The organism is Algoriphagus marinus (assembly GCF_001936475.1).
In the GTDB taxonomy this organism is placed as follows: Bacteria; Bacteroidota; Bacteroidia; order Cytophagales; family Cyclobacteriaceae; genus Algoriphagus; species Algoriphagus marinus.
Genome location: NZ_MSPQ01000001.1, coordinates 381,082 through 401,359 on the forward strand (window position 1 = coordinate 381,082; position 20,278 = coordinate 401,359).

21 protein-coding genes are annotated in these 20,278 nt (G+C 39.6%); 14 read left to right on the top strand and 7 right to left on the bottom strand.

Going from position 1 to position 20,278, the window contains the following annotated elements:
* The first annotated feature begins 12 nt into the window (after positions 1 to 12).
* Positions 13 to 870, top strand: coding sequence for a carboxylating nicotinate-nucleotide diphosphorylase (gene nadC, locus BVC88_RS01620; RefSeq protein WP_075348892.1), 858 nt, complete (start codon positions 13 to 15; stop codon positions 868 to 870).
* Here nadC and corA read toward each other — a convergent pair.
* Positions 867 to 1,949, bottom strand: a complete 1,083-nt coding sequence (corA, locus tag BVC88_RS01625; protein WP_075348893.1) for a magnesium/cobalt transporter CorA — start codon at positions 1,947 to 1,949, stop codon at positions 867 to 869. The two genes, nadC and corA, sit on opposite strands and share 4 nt — an antisense overlap.
* 49 nt (positions 1,950 to 1,998) lie before the next feature.
* Positions 1,999 to 2,937: a tRNA epoxyqueuosine(34) reductase QueG gene (gene queG / locus BVC88_RS01630; protein ID WP_075348894.1), complete on the bottom strand. Its 939-nt coding sequence runs from the start codon at positions 2,935 to 2,937 to the stop codon at positions 1,999 to 2,001.
* A gap of 184 nt (positions 2,938 to 3,121) precedes the next feature.
* Between queG and BVC88_RS01635 the strand changes: the two genes are divergently transcribed.
* Positions 3,122 to 3,367, top strand: a complete 246-nt coding sequence (locus BVC88_RS01635) for a hypothetical protein (RefSeq protein WP_075348895.1) — start codon at positions 3,122 to 3,124, stop codon at positions 3,365 to 3,367.
* Entirely contained in the window at positions 3,357 to 4,187 is an 831-nt protein-coding gene (locus BVC88_RS01640; RefSeq protein ID WP_139316502.1) for a hypothetical protein, read from the top strand. Before BVC88_RS01635 ends, BVC88_RS01640 begins: the two co-directional genes overlap by 11 nt.
* Positions 4,188 to 4,254: 67 nt before the next feature.
* Here BVC88_RS01640 and BVC88_RS01645 read toward each other — a convergent pair whose 3' ends face one another.
* Positions 4,255 to 4,473 carry a hypothetical protein gene (locus BVC88_RS01645; RefSeq protein ID WP_075348897.1) on the bottom strand — a complete coding sequence of 73 codons (219 nt, stop codon included), beginning with the start codon at positions 4,471 to 4,473 and terminating at the stop codon, positions 4,255 to 4,257.
* A gap of 61 nt (positions 4,474 to 4,534) precedes the next feature.
* Between BVC88_RS01645 and BVC88_RS01650 the strand changes: the two genes are divergently transcribed.
* The gene (locus tag BVC88_RS01650; RefSeq protein WP_075348898.1) at positions 4,535 to 5,635 is read left to right on the top strand and encodes a vWA domain-containing protein; all 1,101 of its coding nucleotides are present in this window, start codon (positions 4,535 to 4,537) and stop codon (positions 5,633 to 5,635) included.
* Between the two features lie 4 nt (positions 5,636 to 5,639).
* Positions 5,640 to 7,166, top strand: a complete 1,527-nt coding sequence (locus BVC88_RS01655; protein ID WP_075348899.1) for a P-loop NTPase family protein — start codon at positions 5,640 to 5,642, stop codon at positions 7,164 to 7,166.
* A 58-nt stretch (positions 7,167 to 7,224) separates the two neighbouring features.
* Here the strand turns inward: BVC88_RS01655 and BVC88_RS01660 are convergent, their stop codons facing one another.
* A complete protein-coding gene (locus BVC88_RS01660; protein ID WP_075348900.1) occupies positions 7,225 to 7,587 on the bottom strand; it encodes a DUF1304 domain-containing protein in 363 nt (120 codons plus the stop codon).
* Positions 7,588 to 7,663: 76 nt separating this feature from the next.
* On the opposite strand from BVC88_RS01660, the gene BVC88_RS01665 reads away from it, so the two are divergent.
* Positions 7,664 to 9,040 (top strand): methyltransferase RsmF C-terminal domain-like protein, encoded by a 1,377-nt coding sequence (locus BVC88_RS01665; protein WP_075348901.1) that lies wholly within the window; start codon positions 7,664 to 7,666, stop codon positions 9,038 to 9,040.
* Here BVC88_RS01665 and hflX read toward each other — a convergent pair whose 3' ends face one another.
* Positions 9,041 to 10,300 carry a GTPase HflX gene (gene hflX, locus BVC88_RS01670; protein ID WP_075348902.1) on the bottom strand — a complete coding sequence of 420 codons (1,260 nt, stop codon included), beginning with the start codon at positions 10,298 to 10,300 and terminating at the stop codon, positions 9,041 to 9,043.
* Positions 10,301 to 10,504: 204 nt separating this feature from the next.
* Between hflX and rfbC the strand changes: the two genes are divergently transcribed.
* The 7 genes from rfbC (at position 10,505) to BVC88_RS01705 (ending at position 16,850) form a co-directional block, all read left to right on the top strand.
* Entirely contained in the window at positions 10,505 to 11,056 is a 552-nt protein-coding gene (rfbC, locus tag BVC88_RS01675) for a dTDP-4-dehydrorhamnose 3,5-epimerase (RefSeq protein WP_075348903.1), read from the top strand.
* Complete coding sequence (locus BVC88_RS01680) at positions 11,056 to 11,802, top strand: tyrosine-protein phosphatase (RefSeq protein ID WP_075348904.1); 747 nt, start codon at positions 11,056 to 11,058, stop codon at positions 11,800 to 11,802. The genes rfbC and BVC88_RS01680 overlap by 1 nt, the downstream gene beginning before the upstream one ends.
* A 13-nt stretch (positions 11,803 to 11,815) precedes the next feature.
* Positions 11,816 to 12,769, top strand: a complete 954-nt coding sequence (locus tag BVC88_RS01685) for an NAD-dependent epimerase/dehydratase family protein (protein WP_075348905.1) — start codon at positions 11,816 to 11,818, stop codon at positions 12,767 to 12,769.
* A 142-nt stretch (positions 12,770 to 12,911) separates the two neighbouring features.
* Positions 12,912 to 14,327: a tetratricopeptide repeat protein gene (locus BVC88_RS01690; protein ID WP_075348906.1), complete on the top strand. Its 1,416-nt coding sequence runs from the start codon at positions 12,912 to 12,914 to the stop codon at positions 14,325 to 14,327.
* Between the two features lie 14 nt (positions 14,328 to 14,341).
* The gene (locus BVC88_RS01695; protein WP_075348907.1) at positions 14,342 to 15,112 is read left to right on the top strand and encodes a phosphosulfolactate synthase; all 771 of its coding nucleotides are present in this window, start codon (positions 14,342 to 14,344) and stop codon (positions 15,110 to 15,112) included.
* 56 nt (positions 15,113 to 15,168) lie between these two features.
* Positions 15,169 to 16,101, top strand: a complete 933-nt coding sequence (locus BVC88_RS01700; RefSeq protein ID WP_075348908.1) for a DUF368 domain-containing protein — start codon at positions 15,169 to 15,171, stop codon at positions 16,099 to 16,101.
* Complete coding sequence (locus BVC88_RS01705) at positions 16,101 to 16,850, top strand: shikimate dehydrogenase family protein (protein WP_075348909.1); 750 nt, start codon at positions 16,101 to 16,103, stop codon at positions 16,848 to 16,850. The genes BVC88_RS01700 and BVC88_RS01705 overlap by 1 nt, the downstream gene beginning before the upstream one ends.
* A 43-nt stretch (positions 16,851 to 16,893) precedes the next feature.
* Here the strand turns inward: BVC88_RS01705 and alr are convergent, their stop codons facing one another.
* Positions 16,894 to 18,048, bottom strand: coding sequence for an alanine racemase (gene alr, locus BVC88_RS01710; RefSeq protein ID WP_075348910.1), 1,155 nt, complete (start codon positions 18,046 to 18,048; stop codon positions 16,894 to 16,896).
* 84 nt (positions 18,049 to 18,132) lie between these two features.
* Between alr and BVC88_RS01715 the strand changes: the two genes are divergently transcribed.
* Entirely contained in the window at positions 18,133 to 18,726 is a 594-nt protein-coding gene (locus BVC88_RS01715; RefSeq protein WP_075348911.1) for a DNA-3-methyladenine glycosylase I, read from the top strand.
* Here BVC88_RS01715 and BVC88_RS01720 read toward each other — a convergent pair.
* Entirely contained in the window at positions 18,723 to 20,234 is a 1,512-nt protein-coding gene (locus BVC88_RS01720; RefSeq protein WP_075348912.1) for a sodium:proton antiporter, read from the bottom strand. The two genes, BVC88_RS01715 and BVC88_RS01720, sit on opposite strands and share 4 nt — an antisense overlap.
* Positions 20,235 to 20,278 lie beyond the last annotated feature (44 nt).

Sequence of the window (20,278 nt, forward strand, 5' to 3'; positions counted from 1 at the left end):
TTATTTTTGGCCATGAGACCCGAATATTTGACCGAAGAAGCCATCCAGAAATTTATCCAGTCAGCTTTTGCAGAAGATATTGGCCCTGGTGATTATTCTTCGCTATCAGCTATTCCTGAGGGGACTCAGGGTAGAGCAAAACTGATCATAAAGGATGAGGGTACCTTGGCTGGATTAGAAATGGCAGAAAAGATTTTTAATGCCTTTGATCCCCAATTGGAGGTGGAGCTCTTGTTAAAAGATGGGGACTCGGTGAAGTTTGGGGATATTGGACTTATCGTATCAGGCCCAGCAGCGTCTATTCTTTCCTCGGAGCGATTGGTTTTGAATTGTATGCAGCGAATGAGCGGAATAGCTACCGTTACACATAGATTGACTCAGAAGATCATTCACACCAAAGCCAGATTAATGGATACTCGGAAGACTACTCCGAACTTCAGATTAATGGAAAAGTGGGCTGTGCACATTGGTGGAGGAGTCAATCATCGATTTGCATTGTACGATATGGTCATGCTCAAGGACAATCATGTTGACTTTGCCGGTGGTATTCGGAATGCGATTGAGCAAACCAAAAAGTACCTTGAAAAAAATAATTTAAATCTCAAAATTGAGATCGAAACTCGTAACCTCGAAGAAGTACGTGAGGTGATTGAAGTTGGAGGAGTGGATTACATCATGCTTGATAATATGGATTATGCAATGATGAAGACTGCCGTAGCCATCATTGATGGACGTTTTTCAACAGAAGCCAGCGGGGGGATTACTGAGGATACTTTGTTGGAAGTTGCGAATTGTGGGGTAGATTTTATCTCAATGGGTGCTTTGACTCACTCTGTGAAAAGTATGGACATTAGCCTCAAAGCATTTTAAAGCCACTTTTTCCAGCGGAAATAGAACAACATTCCGATTGTCGCCGTCGCCATTCCGGCTAAAACATAAAAATACCCATAGCGCCAGTGTAGCTCGGGCATGTGTTCAAAGTTCATCCCGTAGACTCCGGCGACGAAGCTCAACGGAATGAAAATCGTGGAGATGATGGTAAGGACCTTCATCACATTATTCATCTTGTTGGACAGGCTGTTCATATACAGATCCAATACCCCGGACGACATGTCTCGGAATACCTCCAGAGTTTCTATTACCTGAATCGTGTTTTCATAAAGATCCCGCATAAAAGGCTTGGTCTCCGGACTTATTTTTTGTTCAGCATATTTATCAAACCCCCCGATTACTTCCCGAAGTGGATAAATAGTTCTTCTGAGCTCTGCCATTTCTCTTCGTTGTCGGTACAATTGATTGAGCGTGTCCGTATCTGGATTGTTCATAGCTCTAGCCTCCAAGAGATCTATTTTCTCGCCTACATTTTCCAAAACCAAAAAGTAATTATCAATCACCGCATCCAGCAAGGCGTAGAGCAAATAGTCTCCGGATCTCTTTCTGATGTTTCCTTTAAACTCAATAATTCGCTCTCGGACATAGTTGAACACATCTCCTTTCTTTTCTTGAAAAGTGACTAAAACATCATCCATTAATAAAAAACTAATTTGCTCTTCTTCCACTTCAGATTCGGGAGTAAGGCACTTGATCATTTTGATTACTGCAAAAATATATTCGTCGAAGACCTCCATTTTTGGACGCTGCTGCACATTGAGAATATCTTCCAAAGTCAAGCGGTGGATGGAAAAAATAGCCCCAACTTTTTCGATTAATTCCACGTCATGCAATCCATCAATATCAATCCACAAAACTTTACGCTTGGATTTCAATACTTCAGGTAATTGATCCATGGTGACTACTTCTTCGCTTACTCCGTCGATATCATAGGTGATCATGGTGATATCTACCGTTTCAATTTTCTTTTCACCGGTGAATACCAATGCCGCTGGAGGCAAACCCAATTTGAATTTTTTCTTGTCTTTCTTTTTAGATTTATTGACTTGGGGCTTCATAGAATTGGAGTTTGAATTAAGGTAAGTGCTTCGGCTTAAAAATCAAAGGTCATTTATGCCTTTCCAAAAACTCCAAATTCCGTTTTAGACCAGTGTACTTGGTTCGCTTTACCGCTGAGTTTTTGAAAACTTTGGAGAAAGTCTCTTCCGTCATTTCCACCCAATCTCGATTGGAAAAATCTTTTAGATCGGGATGAAGTTCAAATCTGGGCTCCTGATGAGGCTTTGAAAAGCGATTCCAAGGGCAAACATCCTGGCAGATATCGCATCCGAAAGCCCAGTTTTCCAGTTGCCCTTTGAATGCACTTGGAATATTTTCCTTGAGTTCTATGGTGAGATAAGAAATGCACTGAGATCCATTAACCACGCCAGGCTCCACGATCGCATCTGTGGGACAAGCGTCGATACACTTGGTGCAGGTACCGCAGTAGTCTTTCGTAATCGGATTGTCTGGGGCGACTTCCAAATCGATGATCAACTCGGCGAGGAAGAAGAAACTCCCCATTTGTCGATTGAGAAGTAGACTGTTTTTGCCAATCCAGCCTAGGCCGGCCTTCTGGGCCCACTGTCGCTCCATAACAGGCGCAGAATCTACAAATGCACGCCCATTGATTTCCCCGATTTCTTCTCTGAGAATTTCTAAAAATTCATTCAACTTTTCCCGAATCACCAGATGATAATCTTCCCCGTAGGCATATTTAGCCAGTTTGATGTCAGATTCTCCTTCAGGTAATTTTTCTGCGGGGTAGTAATTGTAGATCAATGAGACGACAGTTTTGGCTCCATCCACCAGTTTGGTCGGATCGAGTCGCTTGTCGAAGTGATTGGCTAGATAAGCCATTTGGCCTTGGTAGTTCTGATTGAGCCATTGCTCCAGGCGAGGAGCTTCGGCCTCCAAAAACTCCGCTTTGGCAATGCCACAAAAGTCAAAGCCCAATTGTTTTGCTATTGATTTGATGATTCGGGCGTATTTTTCAGAGTTTGTCATTGGATAAATATAAAGAAAGCCTATAAATCCTTAGCTCGACAGTTGAGGATTCATTCTTTGAAACAGTGCAGATCAACTGAGAATTTTTTATTCTTATAATTGGAAAATAATTGGAATTGCAGTTGATGCTAATCCAGGGACTAGAAATTATGGAAAAATAGTTACTTTCTTAACAGATTATTAAATGGATATTAAATATAAAATAAATGAGGTTCTGAAAATTTGGAACCCAATAGGTATAAAAGGAAAGGATCTTGATAATGAATATCTGAGGTATGTGGATGAAATTATTGAGTGTGTAAATACCAAAAAAAATCTTTTAGGTTTGATTGAGGACATAGAAGGTAATCGAATAGGATTTTTTTACACTTCTAAGAAAGATAGGGAACTAGTAGTTGATCAGATATTAAAAATTTTTAATGAGGACTAATGTTGAAAAAGTAAGCTTATTTCTATTCTTTATATTTTCTCTTTTTAGTTGTGAGATGTTCTCCCCTCCAAAAATTGATTTAAAGATTCCTGAGAAAATTCCTAGTCAATTTAATCTGGACTTTGCTGAATTAGCTGATATTCAATGCTGGGATTCGATCGTGGTGGTGAAACCCTATTCCGAACCAAACTTTGATTTTCTCAAGGGAAATCAGGGTATGATGAGTTTAAGTGGAACCGATATCCATATTTTGACTTTATATACCCTTCAACAAAAAGTGGTAGGCTACTCTCTGGTTCCAAGGGTTTTGGATTTGTATCAATTATGGGAAAATTCAGAATCTTCCGATAAAGAGGTGTTCATTTTTTCAAGAGAGGAGGCAAAATTTTCATTCGAAAAAAGTGGAGAGGATTATTTGTTGAATCTAGATGATACTTGGAAAGCTCCTGAGGTCATAGAGCTATCAATGCATGAGACAGCCAATTACCTTTTAGCAAATATTAAAGAGATCAATTATTCCTATCAGGAAGTTTTTAACAGGAGTTTCTTCGTAAATGTCTATACCGTTAATGACTCAAAGGCAACTCTACAGGGCTACTTTGAAGAGTACGATGGCATACTTTCCAGTATTCTTATTTCAATAATTCCAGATGGTGATTATTACAGTCAAAGCAAACTGTTTAAAATAGAAGGTCTAGAAAACCCAAAAATTATCAGTTTAATTGAAAAAGAGTTTCCAGAATTTATTTTGGCGGTGGAGTCAGGTCCGTTAGAAAATAGAAAAACCTTTGAATACAAGTTCAAAGGTTTTATAGATTGAAAGTCAGATGGATTCGTTCAAAACAAAACGATTTATTTGATTTAGATTACTATTCATTTTGTTCCATCTACTTCAAATCCGGCCTATCCTGATACCACTGTTCTTCGAAAGTCTCTTTGATATCCACATCTGCCACTAAAACAGAATATACCATCCAGATCACCAGAAAGGGTCCAGCCAGAAAAATCAGCCAGATCAGAAATTGGCTAACTTCAAACTGAATCAGTGTCACAAAGAGTATCAAAATGCCGGTGACAATTCCGACAGCGAGTTCATAATTCTTCATCTTTTTTGGGAAATTGTTTCCTAGATTAAACTCGCTAGCGCCTTATCTTGTTATAGCCTCAATGAAAGGATTCCGATTCTCCCAATTTGTACCCAATCAAGATCCCGAAAAGAACACCTTCGAGAACTTGCTCAATATATTTCTTCAACTTGTCACTATGACCGGAGGAGATGTCGCTGAGGCACTTAGCTGGCTCACCAATCTGGATAAGCGCTATAATATGACCAATCCAAATTATGGGATTGGAGACTTTATCGAGGACCTCAAGTCAAAGGGTTACATGACTGAGGAAAACCAAAAAGGCGAATTCAAAATCACCGGAAAAGCGGAGCAGACCATCCGAAAGTCTGCTTTGGAAGAAATTTTCGGGAAATTAAAACGCAGTAAGTCCGGTCAACATAAAACGACACATTCGGGCGAAGGAGAAGAGCGGGGAACTGACAGAAGGCAATTTCAATTTGGAGACAACCTTGATCAGATTGCCTTGACGGATTCCCTTCGAAATGCTCAGATCAACCACGGACTTTCAGGGGATTATTTATTGACCGAAAGTGATTTGGAGATCAACGAGAAGGAATTTAAATCCCAGACCTCAACGGTGCTGATGATCGATATTTCTCACTCCATGATTTTGTATGGAGAAGATCGGATCACCCCTGCGAAGAAAGTGGCGATGGCTTTGGCTGAACTCATCAAAACTCGCTATCCAAAGGACACGCTTGACATCATCGTCTTCGGAAATGATGCATGGCAGATTGAAATCAAGGATTTGCCTTACCTACAAGTGGGTCCTTACCATACGAATACGGTAGCAGGTTTGGAACTTGCAATGGATCTCCTACGAAGAAGAAAAAATCCTAATAAGCAGATATTCATGATCACCGATGGCAAACCGACCTGCCTCAAAGTAGGAATCAAATACTATAAAAATGCTTTTGGAATAGACAGCAAAATCTTGAGTGAAACACTCAAACTTGCTGCGCAATGCCGAAAGTTGAAAATACCAGTGACCACCTTTATGATTGCCTCCGATCCTTATTTAAAGGAATTTGTAAAAGAATTCACCAAAGTGAATAATGGAAATGCTTACTACAGCAGCCTGAAAGGACTTGGAGATTTAATTTTTGAAGATTACAGACGAAACCGAACGAAACGCTTTTAAGCAAATGGAATACAACAAACTGAAGAGCTCAGACCTACACAAAATAAAAACCCTTGGCCACCTAAAGGCCGCTGGCTACCAATCCAAATCCATCAAAGAAGAACTTCGGGAAAATTTGATCCAAAAGATCAAAGCGAAAGAAAATGTCTTTGAAGGAATCTGGGGATATGAGGATACGGTGATTCCTGATATTGAGCGAGCAATTCTTTCCCGACACAATATCAATCTCCTTGGACTTCGGGGTCAGGCTAAAACCCGAATTGCCCGAATGATGACTCACTTGTTAGATGAGTATGTGCCTGTGGTTTTTGGAGCTGAATTGAATGATGATCCTATGCAGCCTTTGACTAGCTATGCAAAAGAACTCATCGAAGATAAAGGTGATGATACTCCGATTTCCTGGTGGCATCGATCGGAGCGCTATACTGAGAAGCTGGCTACGCCAGACGTTTCAGTGGCTGATTTGATCGGTGATGTAGATCCAATCAAAGCAGCTACGATGAAACTCAGCTACAATGACGAGCGGGTGATTCATTACGGTTTGGTACCAAGATCGCATCGATCGATTTTTGTGATCAACGAATTGCCGGATCTGCAGGCTCGGATTCAGGTAGCACTTTTCAATATTTTGCAGGAAGGTGATATTCAGATTCGAGGTTTCAAATTGCGGTTGCCACTGGATATTCAGTTTGTCTTCACAGCCAATCCGGAAGATTATACGAATCGTGGAAGTATCGTGACTCCACTTAAGGATCGTATCGAAAGCCAGATCATTACCCACTATCCGAAAACTTTGGAAATCGGTAAAAAAATCACGGTTCAGGAAGCAAACCTGACTGGCAAGCCGGTAGATCAGATTCATATTCCGGAATTGATGAAGGATTTGATTGAGCAGATTGCAATCGAAGCCAGAAGTTCAGAGTATGTGGATGAGAAAAGTGGGGTTTCCGCACGATTGACGATTTCAGCCTATGAGAATTTGGTTTCTGCAGCCGAGCGAAGGCTCTACATGAATGGCGAATCAAATACGGTAGTGCGGATAGCGGATTTGATAGGAGTGATTCCAGCGATTACCGGAAAAGTCGAATTGGTCTATGAAGGCGAGCAGGAAGGCGCGGGTTTGGTTGCTTATAATTTGATCGGGAAGGCGATTCGAACTCAGTTTGTGAATTATTTCCCAAGTCCGGAACAGAAGAAGAAGGAAAAGCAAGGAAATCCTTATGTGCTTCCTTTGGCTTGGTTTGGAGAAGGAAACGTACTGGATATTTTAGCTTCGCAATCTGATAAAACCTACAAGCAAGCGCTGCATGCAGTTCCGGGATTGGAAGAAGTGGTTACACAATTAGCTAAAAATGTTCCTGAGAAGGAGAAAGAATTCTTTATGGAATTTGCGCTCCATGGCTTAGCAGAGTATTCTCAGTTAAGTAAAAATTTACTAGACACTGGACTTCAATTCAAAGATTTGTTTAGCTCCATGTTTGACATGGGGTCTGGGGATGAAGATGACTTTGAGGATGAGGATGATTTATAATTAAGAAGAGCCGAAAGGCTCTTTTTTTGTTAATAAGGTTAATCTTTTTCACTAAAAATCACTTCAAAAGAATCAATCCAATTCCAATCAAAGCTGGAAATCCCTGTACCCAAAAGATTTTTTTACTAGCTGTCAAAGCTCCAAAAATTCCCGCAACCAATACGCAACCAAGAAAAAAGAGGGCAACCTTATCAGCCCAGATAGGATCTGGAATATACAGAGACCAGGCTAAGCCTGCTACCAAAAACCCATTGTAAAGGCCTTGGTTCGCTGCCAATGCTTTGGTCTTTGGAAATAAATCGGCAGGAAACTGCCTGAAAATCTTCCGGCCCGTAGTTTCCCAGGCAAACATTTCGAAGTATAGAAAATAGAGGTGCAAAATTGCGACAAGTCCGATAATGATTTTTATAGCGATTTCCATGAGTTGCAAATTTTATGAATTTACATTTTTTAAGAGATTTCCCGGCTAAGGTGGAGGCATAACTTATATTTGTTCCATGTCTGATATTCTTTTACCAAAGGCTTTTGAAAGCCAAATGATTGATTTGTTAGGATCTGAGGAATTTTCAGCGTTCAAAAAAGCTATTGATGAACCTTCCCAAACTTCGCTTCGGCTGAATTCAGCAAAGCAGGTGGAGCTTGATTGGGAGAAATCCAGCATTCCTTGGTCAGATCAAGGCTATTTTTTGAAAGAGCGGCCTTCATTTACTTTAGATCCGGCTTTTCACGCCGGGGCATATTATGTACAGGAAGCATCCTCCATGTTCATCGATCATATTTTAAAAAGCCTTGAAATTCCCAGAGGGATTTATTTGGATTTGGCCGCCGCTCCAGGAGGAAAAAGCACCTTACTTTCTTCTTATCTGGGTGAAAATGGACTTTTGGTAGCTAACGAGGTAATCCAATCTCGAGCACAGATCTTAAAGGAAAATATTGTGAAGTGGGGATTGGGAAATGCGATCGTCACCAATAATGATCCGGAGCACTTTTCTCCTTTGGAAGGATTTTTTGATCTTGTCTTAGTAGATGCACCTTGTTCCGGTGAGGGAATGTTCCGAAAGGATCCGCAAGCTCGCACCGAATGGTCTCCGGATCATGTGACACTTTGTGAGCTTCGCCAAAAAAGAATTATGGATCAAGCTGGCGCATTGGTAAAGGCTGGAGGATATTTGATTTACAGTACCTGTACTTTTAATGAGCAAGAGAATGAGGATATGATTCGGTTTTTGACCGAAGAGTTTTCCTATGAACCTGTTCGAATACCGCTGGATTCCGATTGGAAAATCCGGGAAACTATAGTGGATGCAGAAGGAAAAAGGTATTTCGGCTATCGGTTTTTTCCTCACTTGGTGAATGGGGAAGGATTTTTTATTACGATACTTCAGCGGTCAGAGGATGCTTTTATCCAAGAACCAAAGCGTGTCAAGGATTTCAAACATCACTATCTGAAGGAAATCTGGGACCGTGATTCCGCTGAAATGGATCGTGAATTAGGTTTTGAAGAATCGGGAAAATATTACACGTTGAATGATTCGTACTTCCGGATATCAAAAGATTGGAACTTACACTTTCAAAAGCTTTCCCAACATGTAAGTTTGAAGTATTTCGGGGTCGAATTGGGCAAAAAGCAAAAACAGGATTGGATTCCAAGCCATGAATGGGCGCTTTCACTTCTACCGAAAAATGGCTTTCCTAGACGGGAATTATCCAAGACCGAAGCCTTGGATTTTCTCAGAAAAAACGAATTGGAATTAACTGATTTACCAATAGGATGGGTTTTGATGACCTACCAGCAACTGCCACTTGGTTGGGTTAAAAATCTTGGAAATCGAATCAATAATTATTACCCAAAAGACTGGCGGATTCGGATGTGATTACTTTTCTTCTTCTGTCCAAGTGACCACTTCATCTTCCAAATAATGCGGATAGATCTTTCGGTGTTGCTTCTTCACCTCTGAAATTAAGGCTTGCCGAAAACCTTCAACATTCAGTCCACTTGCAGCGGCCATAAATACTGGCTTGATTCCTGTTTTCTTTTCATAGGCATCTGAAAGTGAATCAAAATCAAGGTAGTTGGCTTCTTCAAGCTCCAGCTCGGTCATCTGCATACTTTCTTCTTCGCTTGGCATAGTTTCCACCAGATCGATTTTGTTAAAAACCAATAAAACCGGCTTATCTCCAGCCTTGATTTCATTCAAAGTCTGAGTGACCACAGCGATATGATCTTCAAAATGGGGATGAGAAATATCCACTACGTGGACCAATAAGTCCGCTTCGCGAATCTCATCCAAAGTAGATTTAAATGATTCGATGAGGTGAGTAGGCAGTTTTCGTATAAATCCAACCGTATCAGATAACAGAAAAGGGACATTTTCAAGCACTACTTTTCTAACGGTTGAGTCAACTGTAGCAAACAGTTTATTCTCCGCCAAAATATCTGTTTTGGTAATTAAGTTCATCAAGGTACTTTTACCCACATTCGTGTATCCTACTACTGCAACCCGAACGATTCCTTTTCTTCCTTTGCGCTGAGTTTCACCCTGTTTTTCGATTTCTCGAAGCTTTTCTTTAAGTAAGGTAATCCTGTTTCGGATATCTCGCTTATCCGTTTCAATTTCTTTTTCACCGGATCCACCTCGTGTAGTCGTACCACCTCGCTGACGCTCCAAGTGAGTCCACATTCTTGTCAATCGAGGCAGTAAGTACTGAAATCTAGCTAATTCAACTTGCGTTTTTGCTTGAGCAGTCTGGGCTCTATTTAGAAAAATGTCTAAAATCAAAAGCGAGCGATCATAGATCTTCACTTTGAGTTCATTTTCCAGATTTCGCATTTGAGAGGGAGAAAGGTCATCATCAAAAATCACCATGTCCACTTCGAAATGGGTGATATAGGAAAGAATCTCCTCAAGCTTACCGGACCCAACAAAAGTCTTGATATCTGGCTTTTCCATTCGTTGGGTAAAGCGATATACCGTTTTAGCACCGAGTGTTTCAGTTAAAAAGGCCAACTCATCTAAGTGTTCCTCAGTCTCTTGCTCGGTTTGATATTGGCGAATGATACTGACAAGGACTGCAGTATTTTCTTTTGGGGCAGTTTCGTGAAGTTTTTGAATTTTCCGGGAATATTTACTCATATATATCGTGATCTGCTATTAGAACTCAATTTGAACATGTAAAAGTTCTACTGAGAATCATTTCAAGTTCAAGTTTCTATTATTTTAAGAAAGTAGTTTCGACTCTGGTAACAAAGTTCGCCATATTTCATCACAATAGATTAGGATAGTCTATTGAGAGGTAGTTATTTTGATGATTAATTTCATAGCAAGTAGAAAAAAAAAGTGGCTGAAATAGTAAAAACATCACTTCCAGGTGTATTGGAGATATTCCCTAAAAAATTTCTTGACAACAGAGGATATTTTTTTGAATCTTATCGAGCTGATTGGTTTAATGATATTCATCTCGATCATGGATGGGTTCAAGATAATCAAAGCTTTTCCACAGCAGGAACATTGAGAGGTCTTCACTTCCAACGAGGGGAATTTAGTCAAGCTAAACTAGTGCGAGTGATTCAAGGTTCTGTCCTTGATGTAGCTGTAGACTTGAGAATTGATTCGCCGACATTCGGGCAATCGTATTTAACAGTTTTGGATGCTGAGAAAAGTAATCTTCTTTATATTCCAAGTGGATTTGCCCATGGCTTTTCTGTATTGGAGGATGCTGTCTTTGCATATAAATGCTCTAATTACTACAACAAAGCCAGTGAAGGAGGAATACTTTGGAATGATTCCGATTTGGCTATTGATTGGAAGATCAAAGAACCGATCATATCCGAAAAAGATGCATTATGGCCTTCATTGAGTGAATTTATAATAAATGAAGGAGGATTATAATGGGATTATTAGATTTTTTGAAGAGAAAGCCAGAGGAGTTGGAAGAGCTGGATTTGAGCTGGCTGCAAGTAGATATGCATTCGCATTTGATCCCTGGGATTGACGATGGTTCAAAAACTATGGAGGAATCTCTCCAGTTGATCAAAAGACTTTCTGATTTTGGCCTTCGAAAAATTATCACCACTCCCCACATTATGTCGGAGTATTACAAAAATACGCCCGAAATTATAAATATGGGGCTTGAAGACCTTCGCAAATCAGTCAAAGCAGAAGGGATTTCCATAGAAATTGAAGCTGCTGCTGAATACTACATGGATGAGATCTTTCTTGAGAAAGTTAAAAGTGGTCAACCGTTATTGTCTTTTGGCGATCGTTATATTTTGGTAGAAACAGGCTTTATCAATAAGCCTCAGATGCTCCTAGAGATAATTTTTCAATTAGAAATGGCAGGATATAAGCCTATTCTAGCTCATCCTGAGCGTTATCAATATTTAATCCATGACAAGTCGCTTTTAGAAGATTTGGTTGATCGCAATATTCTTTTTCAAGTCAATCTACTTTCGCTGACTGGATTTTATTCCAAACAAGTAAAAGATTTTGGAGAAATGCTTATAGAGCGGGGATTAGTAAAGTTTTTTGGAACAGATTGTCACAATGAGCGATATCTGGATATGCTTGAAATGCTCCCCAAATCAAAAATCTATTCTAAGATCAAACAATCTGAGTGGATGAACTCTTTACTTTGATCAGTGAAATTTTATGAAAATTCTGATTACTGGCATTACTGGATTATTTGGAAGTTATCTCGCAAAGGAATTTTCTGAATTGGGAGAAATTAGTGGATTAGTCCGACCTTCCTCTTCCAAGCGACTTACTGAAAGTCTGGAATCAAATATTCACTGGTTGGAAGGAGATTTGGCAGATATAGATTCTTTAGAGGCCGCACTACAAGGAATTGACTTGGTAATTCATGCTGCAGGAATGGTTTCTTTTGACTCAAAAGATGAGGCTAGTCTCTACCAGACCAACGTGAAAGGTACCGCAAACTTAGTAAATGCCATGCTCCTTGTGGGAGTTAAAAAATTGGTACATATAAGTTCTGTAGCAGCTATAGGTCGAAGTCAAGAGCAACTCATTATTGATGAAAACTTTAAATGGACAGAATCTCCATTAAATACAGTATATGCCAATTCGAAATACTACGGAGAACTGGAAGCATGGCGAGGAGAGCAAGAAGGGCTAACCCTTCTAGTAGTCAATCCTTCGATACTATTAGGAAAAATAGCTGACGATAGGAGTAGCACAGATATATACCACTATGTACTTGAAGAAAATAGGTATTACCCCTCTGGAAATATAAACTACATAGATGTAAGAGACGCGGCCAAGATTACAAAGCTACTGGTGGAAAAAAATAAATGGGGAGAGCGATTTATCCTCAATAAAGAGGGAATTCCTTACCAAAAATTCTTTCAAATTATGGGAGAACAATTTGGGAAGAAAGCTCCAAATAAAGCTGTAAATCCACTTTTATTGAATCTTGTGGTATTTTTTAATGGAATATTTCGAAAACTTGGATTGAGCAAAAGTCCGTTGAACAAAAAAACTGCTCTGATTTCAAAGCAAAAAACAGTTTTTGAAAACAAGAAAACGCAGGATCTATTAAATTTTGAATATTTCTCCTTAGAAGATACTTTTCGCTGGGCCAGGTAAACTTATTTTCAATTTCTACCGTTTTCATCAACCTGATTTTTCTTCTTTTGATACCTTTTATGGAAGGGGAAGAAAAATTAACAATACCTGATTTTGACAGAACAAATTATTTGGTAAATTAAGTAAACCATAACGCATTCGAATGACCGGAGATCACGATCACGATTGGGAAAACGATAAAAAACTGGTAGAGCGATTTGAAAATTCTCTAAAATCCAATCTTGACTTATATTTTGAAGAAGAGGAACTGGAAGACATTATCCGGTTTTATTTTGATCAACAAAAATTTCTGAAGGCTTTGAGAGCTTCAGAATACTGTCTCGAAAAATTCCCCTATTCTGTAGAAATCAAGCTTTTGAAAGCACAATGTCTCATCTTCAATGATGAGCTTGAGGAAGGGATGAGTATTCTGGAGAACATCAATAATATCTCTCCTAATAATGAGGAAATCATTCTGGCTCTCGCTAATGCACACATTCTAGCCGGCTCACATCAGGAGGGGATCGATTTGCTGGAGAATTTTCTTCCTTTGGCAGAGGACAAAGCGGAGGTATATTATTCGCTTGGAAATCTCTATCGAATTCAAAGTGATAATGTAAAAGCAAGCTATTATTTCAAAGAGGCAGTGAAACTTCGGATTAATCATGAAGATGCGCTTTTTCAGCTGGCAATGATTACCGAAGAGGAAGGGTCCTTTGACGAGATTTTAGACTTTTATCAGGAGTTTATTGATCAGGATCCTTACAGCGCTGGTGCTTGGTACAACTTAGGTGTTGTTTACAATAGGCTTGGAAGATTTCAGGAAGCGATAAAAGCTTATGAATATGCTATTTTGATTGATGATGCTTTTGCATCTGCATATTTCAATCTTGGAAATGCTCTGATGAATACCGAGCAGTTCGAACTTGCTTTGGAAGCCTATCAAAACACCATAAACTGTGAAGGAGTAAATGCAGAAAACTGCTGCTACATGGGAGCTGCTTATGAGAAATTGGGTAGACTGGATGAAGCATTTAAATATTTCAAAAAGTCGGCAAAGCTGGACGAGGAGTATGATGATGCTTGGTTTGGGCTGGGAATGTGTATGCTGAAAAAGGAAAAATTTTTTGAAGCCATCCACTATTTCAAGAAAGCACTCAAGCTTACCAAAGAAAATGCAAACTATTGGGTTGGTCTGGCAGATGCAGAATTTAATCTTGGAAATATGCAAGCAAGTTCGGAAGCCTATGAAGAGGCAATCAACTTAGAACCAGGAATAATGGAGACTTATGTCAATCTTTCCTTGATCTATTATGAGCAAAATCGATTTGAAGAGGCCATTGATGTGACTTTGGAAGGAATAGAAGAGCTACCGGAATCTGCAGAATTGTATTTTAGGATGGTTGTTTACCAAATCAAAATGGGCAATTATAAAGAGGCGTTTTCATTTTTAGAAAATGGTTTAACTTTGGACTTCGAAAAACATATCATCTTGTATCAGTTGATGCCTGAATTGAAAAAGCAAAAAGCGATTTACAAGATTATTTCTCAGTATCGGGAGGAAAATCCCGAGTCCTAAACAAAACCTAGCTAATGAACTATATTTTGAATAACATCCCCGTTCGGACTCAAAAACCTCGAACCACAGGATTTACTATGGCCATGGATAAAGGCCTTTCAGTCCGAGAAACTGAAGATTTTGTAGATAGCTGCTCTGATTTTGTAGATATTGTGAAGCTTGGTTGGGCTACATCCTATGTCACAAAAAACCTTGATAAGAAACTTGCAGTCTATAAAGAAGCAGGAATACCGGTTTACCTTGGGGGTACTCTTTTTGAAGCATTTATTGTCAGAGGACAATTTGATGACTACCGTAAGGTGTTAGATAAATATGATTTAGGTTTTGCTGAGGTATCAGATGGGTCTATTTCTTTGAATCACGACAAAAAGTGTGAATACATTTCCGAATTGGCAAAGCAGGTAACTGTCCTATCCGAAGTAGGATCAAAAGATGCCGCTAAGATCATTCCGCCATACAAGTGGATAGAGCAAATGCAGACTGAATTGGATGCTGGAGCCTGGAAAGTGATCGGAGAAGCCAGAGAAGGTGGTAACGTGGGCTTGTTTAGAGATTCTGGAGAAGTAAGACAAGGATTGGTAGAAGAGATTTTAACCAAAATCCCAGAAGAACGAATCATCTGGGAAGCACCTATCAAATCCCAACAGGTCTGGTTTATCAAATTGATAGGAGCGAACGTTAATCTTGGAAATATCAGCCCCTCCGAAATTATTCCACTCGAAACAATACGACTTGGATTAAGAGGAGACACTTTCGACCATTTTCTGGGAGAAATCAAATTATAAAATACCCACTCCAAATGGGCTGATTGGTACGTACCGATCAGCCTTTATTTTTGACAATGGATTTAATTAAAAAGTACCTCCTTACATTCTTCAAAGGTATGGCAATGGGAGCAGCCGATATAGTACCTGGCGTTTCAGGTGGATCGATAGCCCTGATTACAGGTATATACCAGCGATTGCTAGACAGTATCAACTCCTTTCATACTGCTAATTTCAGACTGTTGCTCAAGTTTGAGGTCAAAAAATTCTATAAGGCAGTCAATGGTACTTTCCTGTTGAGTTTATTGCTTGGTATCCTGACTAGTATCTTTTCACTTTCAAAGCTGATTACATTTCTCATGAATGATCACCCGATTCCTTTGTGGTCATTTTTTTGCGGATTAATTCTTATCAGTGCTTTTGTGATCCTTCGTGAGATCAAACGCTGGCATTTAGGAGTGATTGTGGCTTTACTAATCGGTACGGTCGGGGCTTATTTTATCACTGAACTTCCTCCTACCAGTAGTCCAGATGCTCTTTGGTTTACATTTGTATCCGGAGCAATTGCGATCTGTGCAATGATTTTACCCGGTATAAGCGGAAGCTTTATTTTACTTATTCTGGGTAAGTACGAGCAGATTTTGGAGGCGGTTTCAAATAAGGATATCCTCACTTTAGGGGTTTTTGCTTTAGGGTGTGTGATTGGAATTCTATCTTTCAGTAGGGTGATTTCTTGGCTGCTAAAGCGTTATTATGCCACCACAATAGGTTTGCTTTCAGGGTTTATGCTAGGTTCGATGAATAAGCTTTGGCCTTGGAAAATTGTCACAGCCTATCGAACCTCCTCAAGCGGGGAACAAAAACCTTTTTTAACAGAAAACCTTTTGCCTACTCAATATTTGGATCAGACTGGATTGGAGCCTTTGATTGGGATAGCAATTGCAGCCTTTTTGTTTGGAATTTTTCTGGTTATTGGAATTGATCGTTTGGCTGCGTATTTGAAAAAATAATGAGAAAATTTGGCTTGATCGGTTTTCCCCTAGGACATTCATTTTCGAAGAAATACTTTCAGGAAAAATTTGAAAAGGAAGGTATAACGAATTGTAGCTTCGAACTTTTTGAGATACCTGATATAAATCACCTACAGGAAATAATTACAAATAATCCAGAATTAGAGGGGCTTTGCGTCACGATTCCCTACAAAGAGCAGGTGAAAGCTTTCATGGATAAACTGGATCCGGCATGTGCAGAAATCGGTGCAGTTAATTGTATCCAGATTCAATCTGGGAAGCTTCATGGAAATAATACCGATTACATAGGATTTAAAAATTCACTTGAAAAATGGCTCGGATCAGAGCGCCCAAATGCGCTTGTGTTGGGAACCGGTGGGGCATCTAAAGCGATAAAGCAAGCATTGAAGGTTCTTGGAATTAAGTTTTTGAGCGTCTCCAGAAGTTCAAAACCAGGAATGGTGACTTATCAGGATTTGAAAGAGAATCCAAGTTTTCTAAATGAATTTCGCCTTATAGTCAATACTACCCCTGTGGGGACTTTTCCCAAAATTGAAGAAATCCCCGACATTCCAGTTGATCAGTTGACAGCGAACCATAGGGTCTATGATTTAGTCTACAATCCAGCCGAAACTCAATTGATGAAAGTTTGCCTTGAGAAGGGCGGTAAGGCTAAAAATGGCTACGAAATGCTTGTATTACAGGCTGAGGCTGCTTGGGAAATTTGGAATACTTCTCCCAAAAAGTAGGACTTAAAGTTATCCCTTTTAAAAACAAGGCGATGATACCATTTTATGGGATTATTTTCCTAGGAATATCTTTTGGCAAGCGAGTTAATAACTCATAATTGACCTGTTGGGTTGATTCCGAAAAGGAAGCTACTGTAATTTCCTTGCCTCGCTGTTTGCCAATCAGGATTACCTCATCGCCGATTTTCACATTTTTCACTTTGCTGATATTCACAGCTATCGCATTCATTGTCACCGTTCCGACCACCTGGCAAAACTGCCCCTGAATCAATACTTGGCCTTGATTACTTAAAAGACGGCTGAATCCATGCCCATAGCCAACGGGAACAATTGCCATCTTCATATTTTCAAGGGCCATAAAGCTATTTCCATAACCCACAAATTCGCCCATTTTAACTTCCTTGAGGCTCATCACGGTACTCTTCCAGGTTATCAATCTCCGAAGTGGATTTTTATTGTTTTTTGGGAGATCATGAAGTTTTGCAAAATAAGTCTCTTTGGTGGGCCAAAAACCATATCCGGCAATGCCTATTCGAACCATATCCATGATTGTTTCTGGAAAAATCAAGGTTGCTGCAGAGCAGGCAGTGTGAAATTTCTTGAAAGTTAAGCCTTGTTCTAAAAAGTAATCTTTAAACTCATGGTAAGAAGCAATCTGGTTTTTAACTCGAACAAAATTACTGACACTTTCTGCTCCGGCATAATGGGTACAAAGGCCTTCCAGTGAAATGGCTTCACTATTTTCCAAAAGTATAGTTGCCAGATTTTCTCGATCCTTCCATTCAAAGCCTGTCCTGTGAAAGCCAGTTTCTACCTCAATATGGACTTTGGCTCGGATTTGAGTGGTTTTTGAAATTGAAATTGCAGCCTTTAAACGATCAAAATCGAAAACGTAAAAGCTAATTCCTTTTTGGATTAGCTCTTCTAATTCTTCCAAATACAACATCCCTAAAATCATGATATCCGATTTTTTTTTAGAATGCTGAAATACTTCCAAAGCTTCGTCAGAGCTGAAAGTACTGAAATGTCTGATTCCTGCTTTTTCAGCAATTTCAACCATCTGAGCAATCCCATGACCATAGGCATTCCCTTTTACCACTGCGGAAATAACCGGATCTGGTCCTATTTCCGATCGGATATACTTAATGTTTTGTCGGTATGCTTTAGCACTGATTTCAAGGGAGGAGGTGGCAATCATTGTGATTTTTAATTTCAGCCGAGAAATTAAGGACCTCTTTTACAGCATCCCAATTATCTGTTACTTTTATTTAAATTGATTGCTATGAAAACAAAGTTTATTCCTGAAGATTCCAGAACTCGTTGTCCTTGGTGTCTCGGTTTTGCTGAATATGTCGCCTACCATGATACGGAATGGGGTGTGCCCGTATATGATGATCGAACACATTTCGAGTTTTTGGTACTGGAAAGTGCACAAGCTGGACTGAGTTGGTCTACCATTTTGAAAAAGCGGGAAGGTTATCGTAATGCGTTTGCAGACTTCGATTATGAGATCGTGGCAGAATTTCCGGAAAGCTATGTCCAGGAATTGCTACAGGATAAAAATATCATTAGGAATGTTTTGAAAATCAGAGGGGCTATCAATAATGCCAAACGTTTTATGGAAGTCCAGCAGGAGTTTGGGTCTTTTTCGAATTATATCTGGGACTTTGTAGGTGGAAAAACTAAACAGAATTCTTTGAAATCTATGGAAAATGCACCTGCGACTAGCGAAGAATCTGATCGATTAGCCAAAGACATGAAGAAGCGAGGATTCAAGTTTTTAGGAAGTACCACCCTCTATGCCCATATGCAGGCTACAGGCTTGGTCAATGACCATTTAGAAGATTGCTTCCGATATAAGGATCTGAGATTTTAAGCGAAAGCGAAGAAGATCAACCAAACCAAGAATAGAATTGGTAATAATACTGGAAGTGAGAATCGGATGATGTAGCCAAAGAAAGAAGGCATCTTGATCCCGCTTTGTTCCGCAATGGATTTTACCATGAAGTTCGGTCCATTCCCAATGTAAGTCATCGCTCCAAAGAACACGGAGGCAATTGCAATAGCCATCAATTGGAATGCAGAATCCTCATAACCATTTGCAGCGAATGTTCTCACTTCTTCGATATTATTGATAGAAGCTCCTTCTGATGCCATAGCGGCAGCTAAGAAATTCAGGTAAGTTGGAGCGTTATCCAAAAACCCGGATAGTACCCCCGTACCCCAATAAAGTGTATTGTGTGTAATCAAAGCCGCTCCCTCTGGTGACTTGGCAAAAATCCCCACGAGCTCTAGTGCAGGCATCATAGTTCCAAAGATTCCTATGAAGATAAATGCTACTTCCCGAATTGGCTCAAAGTTGAACTCATTGCCCTTGATGGCTCTTTGATCAGCAAATTTGTATGAAAACACAGCTACAGAAAGCATGATTAGTTCTCGGATAAATGAGAATTTCTGACCTTCATAATGGATCGCGGGCACACCCTCAATCACATTTGGATCTAGAAATACAGAACAAATGATGATAAATAACCATCCGAAATTCCGGACTCCGATCAATGAAAATTTGTTTGAATAGGTGATGTCTTCAATTTCCGCATCATCAGAAGTCTTGCCAAACTTTTTGTCAATGAAGTAAAACACCCCAGCTAGAAGAAGTAATGCAAAAATCCATGCAGGCCAGTTATGCTCTAATGTCCAGAAAAATGGAATTCCCTTTAAGAATCCAAGAAATAGTGGTGGATCTCCGATTGGAGTTAATGAACCTCCAATATTGCTGACCATAAAGATGAAGAAAATGATATGGTAGGCTTGGATGTTTCCTTTATTCAATCGGATAAAAGGCCGAATCAAAAGCATGGAAGCACCCGTAGTTCCTATCAAATTTGAGATCAAAGCTCCAATCAATAGCAAGGAAACATTGGCCATTGGTGTTGCCTTTTTATCAATCTCAATTAATATTCCTCCCGATGCGATGTAAAGTGAAGCCAATAGGGCTATAAACTGAACATATTCTGCCATCGCATGTACAGGGCTATGCACATTCCCTAAAATAAATAGATAGTAAAAGACGACCAGTATCGCCAACCCTATGGCAATTTTCGGGTAGTTTTTGTGCCAGAAATGCTCATAAAACAAAGGACCCGTCGCAATCATCAACAGGAGCATTACAAAAGGAATCACTAGCCAAACCGGAGCCGCATGCGCATCTCCGTGCTCACTGGCATTTGCTTCATGATCCTCTGCAGCATCTCCATGTATCTCATCATTTGCTTCTTGAACAACTTCTGTTTCTGGATTCTGCGCTGAAACAGTGGATACATGAAAGCTTCCAAAAAATAGTAATCCGAAGAAAATGGAAAAACTAAGGATAAAATTTTTCATTTATTTAATAGGTTCGGCTGGGTAAACTGTCAAGTTCAATATAC

What these genes read in the sequence shown, in the direction of transcription:
- BVC88_RS01655 (WP_075348899.1), top strand. Translation starts at nt 5,640, where the DNA reads ATGGAATACAACAAACTGAAGAGCTCAGACCTACACAAAATAAAAACC.
- BVC88_RS01650 (WP_075348898.1), top strand. Translation starts at nt 4,535, where the DNA reads ATGAAAGGATTCCGATTCTCCCAATTTGTACCCAATCAAGATCCCGAA.
- hflX (WP_075348902.1), bottom strand. Translation starts at nt 10,300, where the DNA reads ATGAGTAAATATTCCCGGAAAATTCAAAAACTTCACGAAACTGCCCCA.
- BVC88_RS01720 (WP_075348912.1), bottom strand. Translation starts at nt 20,234, where the DNA reads ATGAAAAATTTTATCCTTAGTTTTTCCATTTTCTTCGGATTACTATTT.
- BVC88_RS01685 (WP_075348905.1), top strand. Translation starts at nt 11,816, where the DNA reads ATGAAAATTCTGATTACTGGCATTACTGGATTATTTGGAAGTTATCTC.
- BVC88_RS01715 (WP_075348911.1), top strand. Translation starts at nt 18,133, where the DNA reads ATGAAAACAAAGTTTATTCCTGAAGATTCCAGAACTCGTTGTCCTTGG.
- BVC88_RS01660 (WP_075348900.1), bottom strand. Translation starts at nt 7,587, where the DNA reads ATGGAAATCGCTATAAAAATCATTATCGGACTTGTCGCAATTTTGCAC.
- corA (WP_075348893.1), bottom strand. Translation starts at nt 1,949, where the DNA reads ATGAAGCCCCAAGTCAATAAATCTAAAAAGAAAGACAAGAAAAAATTC.
- BVC88_RS01680 (WP_075348904.1), top strand. Translation starts at nt 11,056, where the DNA reads ATGGGATTATTAGATTTTTTGAAGAGAAAGCCAGAGGAGTTGGAAGAG.
- BVC88_RS01645 (WP_075348897.1), bottom strand. Translation starts at nt 4,473, where the DNA reads ATGAAGAATTATGAACTCGCTGTCGGAATTGTCACCGGCATTTTGATA.
- nadC (WP_075348892.1), top strand. Translation starts at nt 13, where the DNA reads ATGAGACCCGAATATTTGACCGAAGAAGCCATCCAGAAATTTATCCAG.
- BVC88_RS01700 (WP_075348908.1), top strand. Translation starts at nt 15,169, where the DNA reads ATGGATTTAATTAAAAAGTACCTCCTTACATTCTTCAAAGGTATGGCA.
- BVC88_RS01690 (WP_075348906.1), top strand. Translation starts at nt 12,912, where the DNA reads ATGACCGGAGATCACGATCACGATTGGGAAAACGATAAAAAACTGGTA.
- queG (WP_075348894.1), bottom strand. Translation starts at nt 2,937, where the DNA reads ATGACAAACTCTGAAAAATACGCCCGAATCATCAAATCAATAGCAAAA.
- BVC88_RS01635 (WP_075348895.1), top strand. Translation starts at nt 3,122, where the DNA reads ATGGATATTAAATATAAAATAAATGAGGTTCTGAAAATTTGGAACCCA.
- BVC88_RS01665 (WP_075348901.1), top strand. Translation starts at nt 7,664, where the DNA reads ATGTCTGATATTCTTTTACCAAAGGCTTTTGAAAGCCAAATGATTGAT.
- alr (WP_075348910.1), bottom strand. Translation starts at nt 18,048, where the DNA reads ATGATTGCCACCTCCTCCCTTGAAATCAGTGCTAAAGCATACCGACAA.
- BVC88_RS01695 (WP_075348907.1), top strand. Translation starts at nt 14,342, where the DNA reads ATGAACTATATTTTGAATAACATCCCCGTTCGGACTCAAAAACCTCGA.
- BVC88_RS01705 (WP_075348909.1), top strand. Translation starts at nt 16,101, where the DNA reads ATGAGAAAATTTGGCTTGATCGGTTTTCCCCTAGGACATTCATTTTCG.
- BVC88_RS01640 (WP_139316502.1), top strand. Translation starts at nt 3,357, where the DNA reads ATGAGGACTAATGTTGAAAAAGTAAGCTTATTTCTATTCTTTATATTT.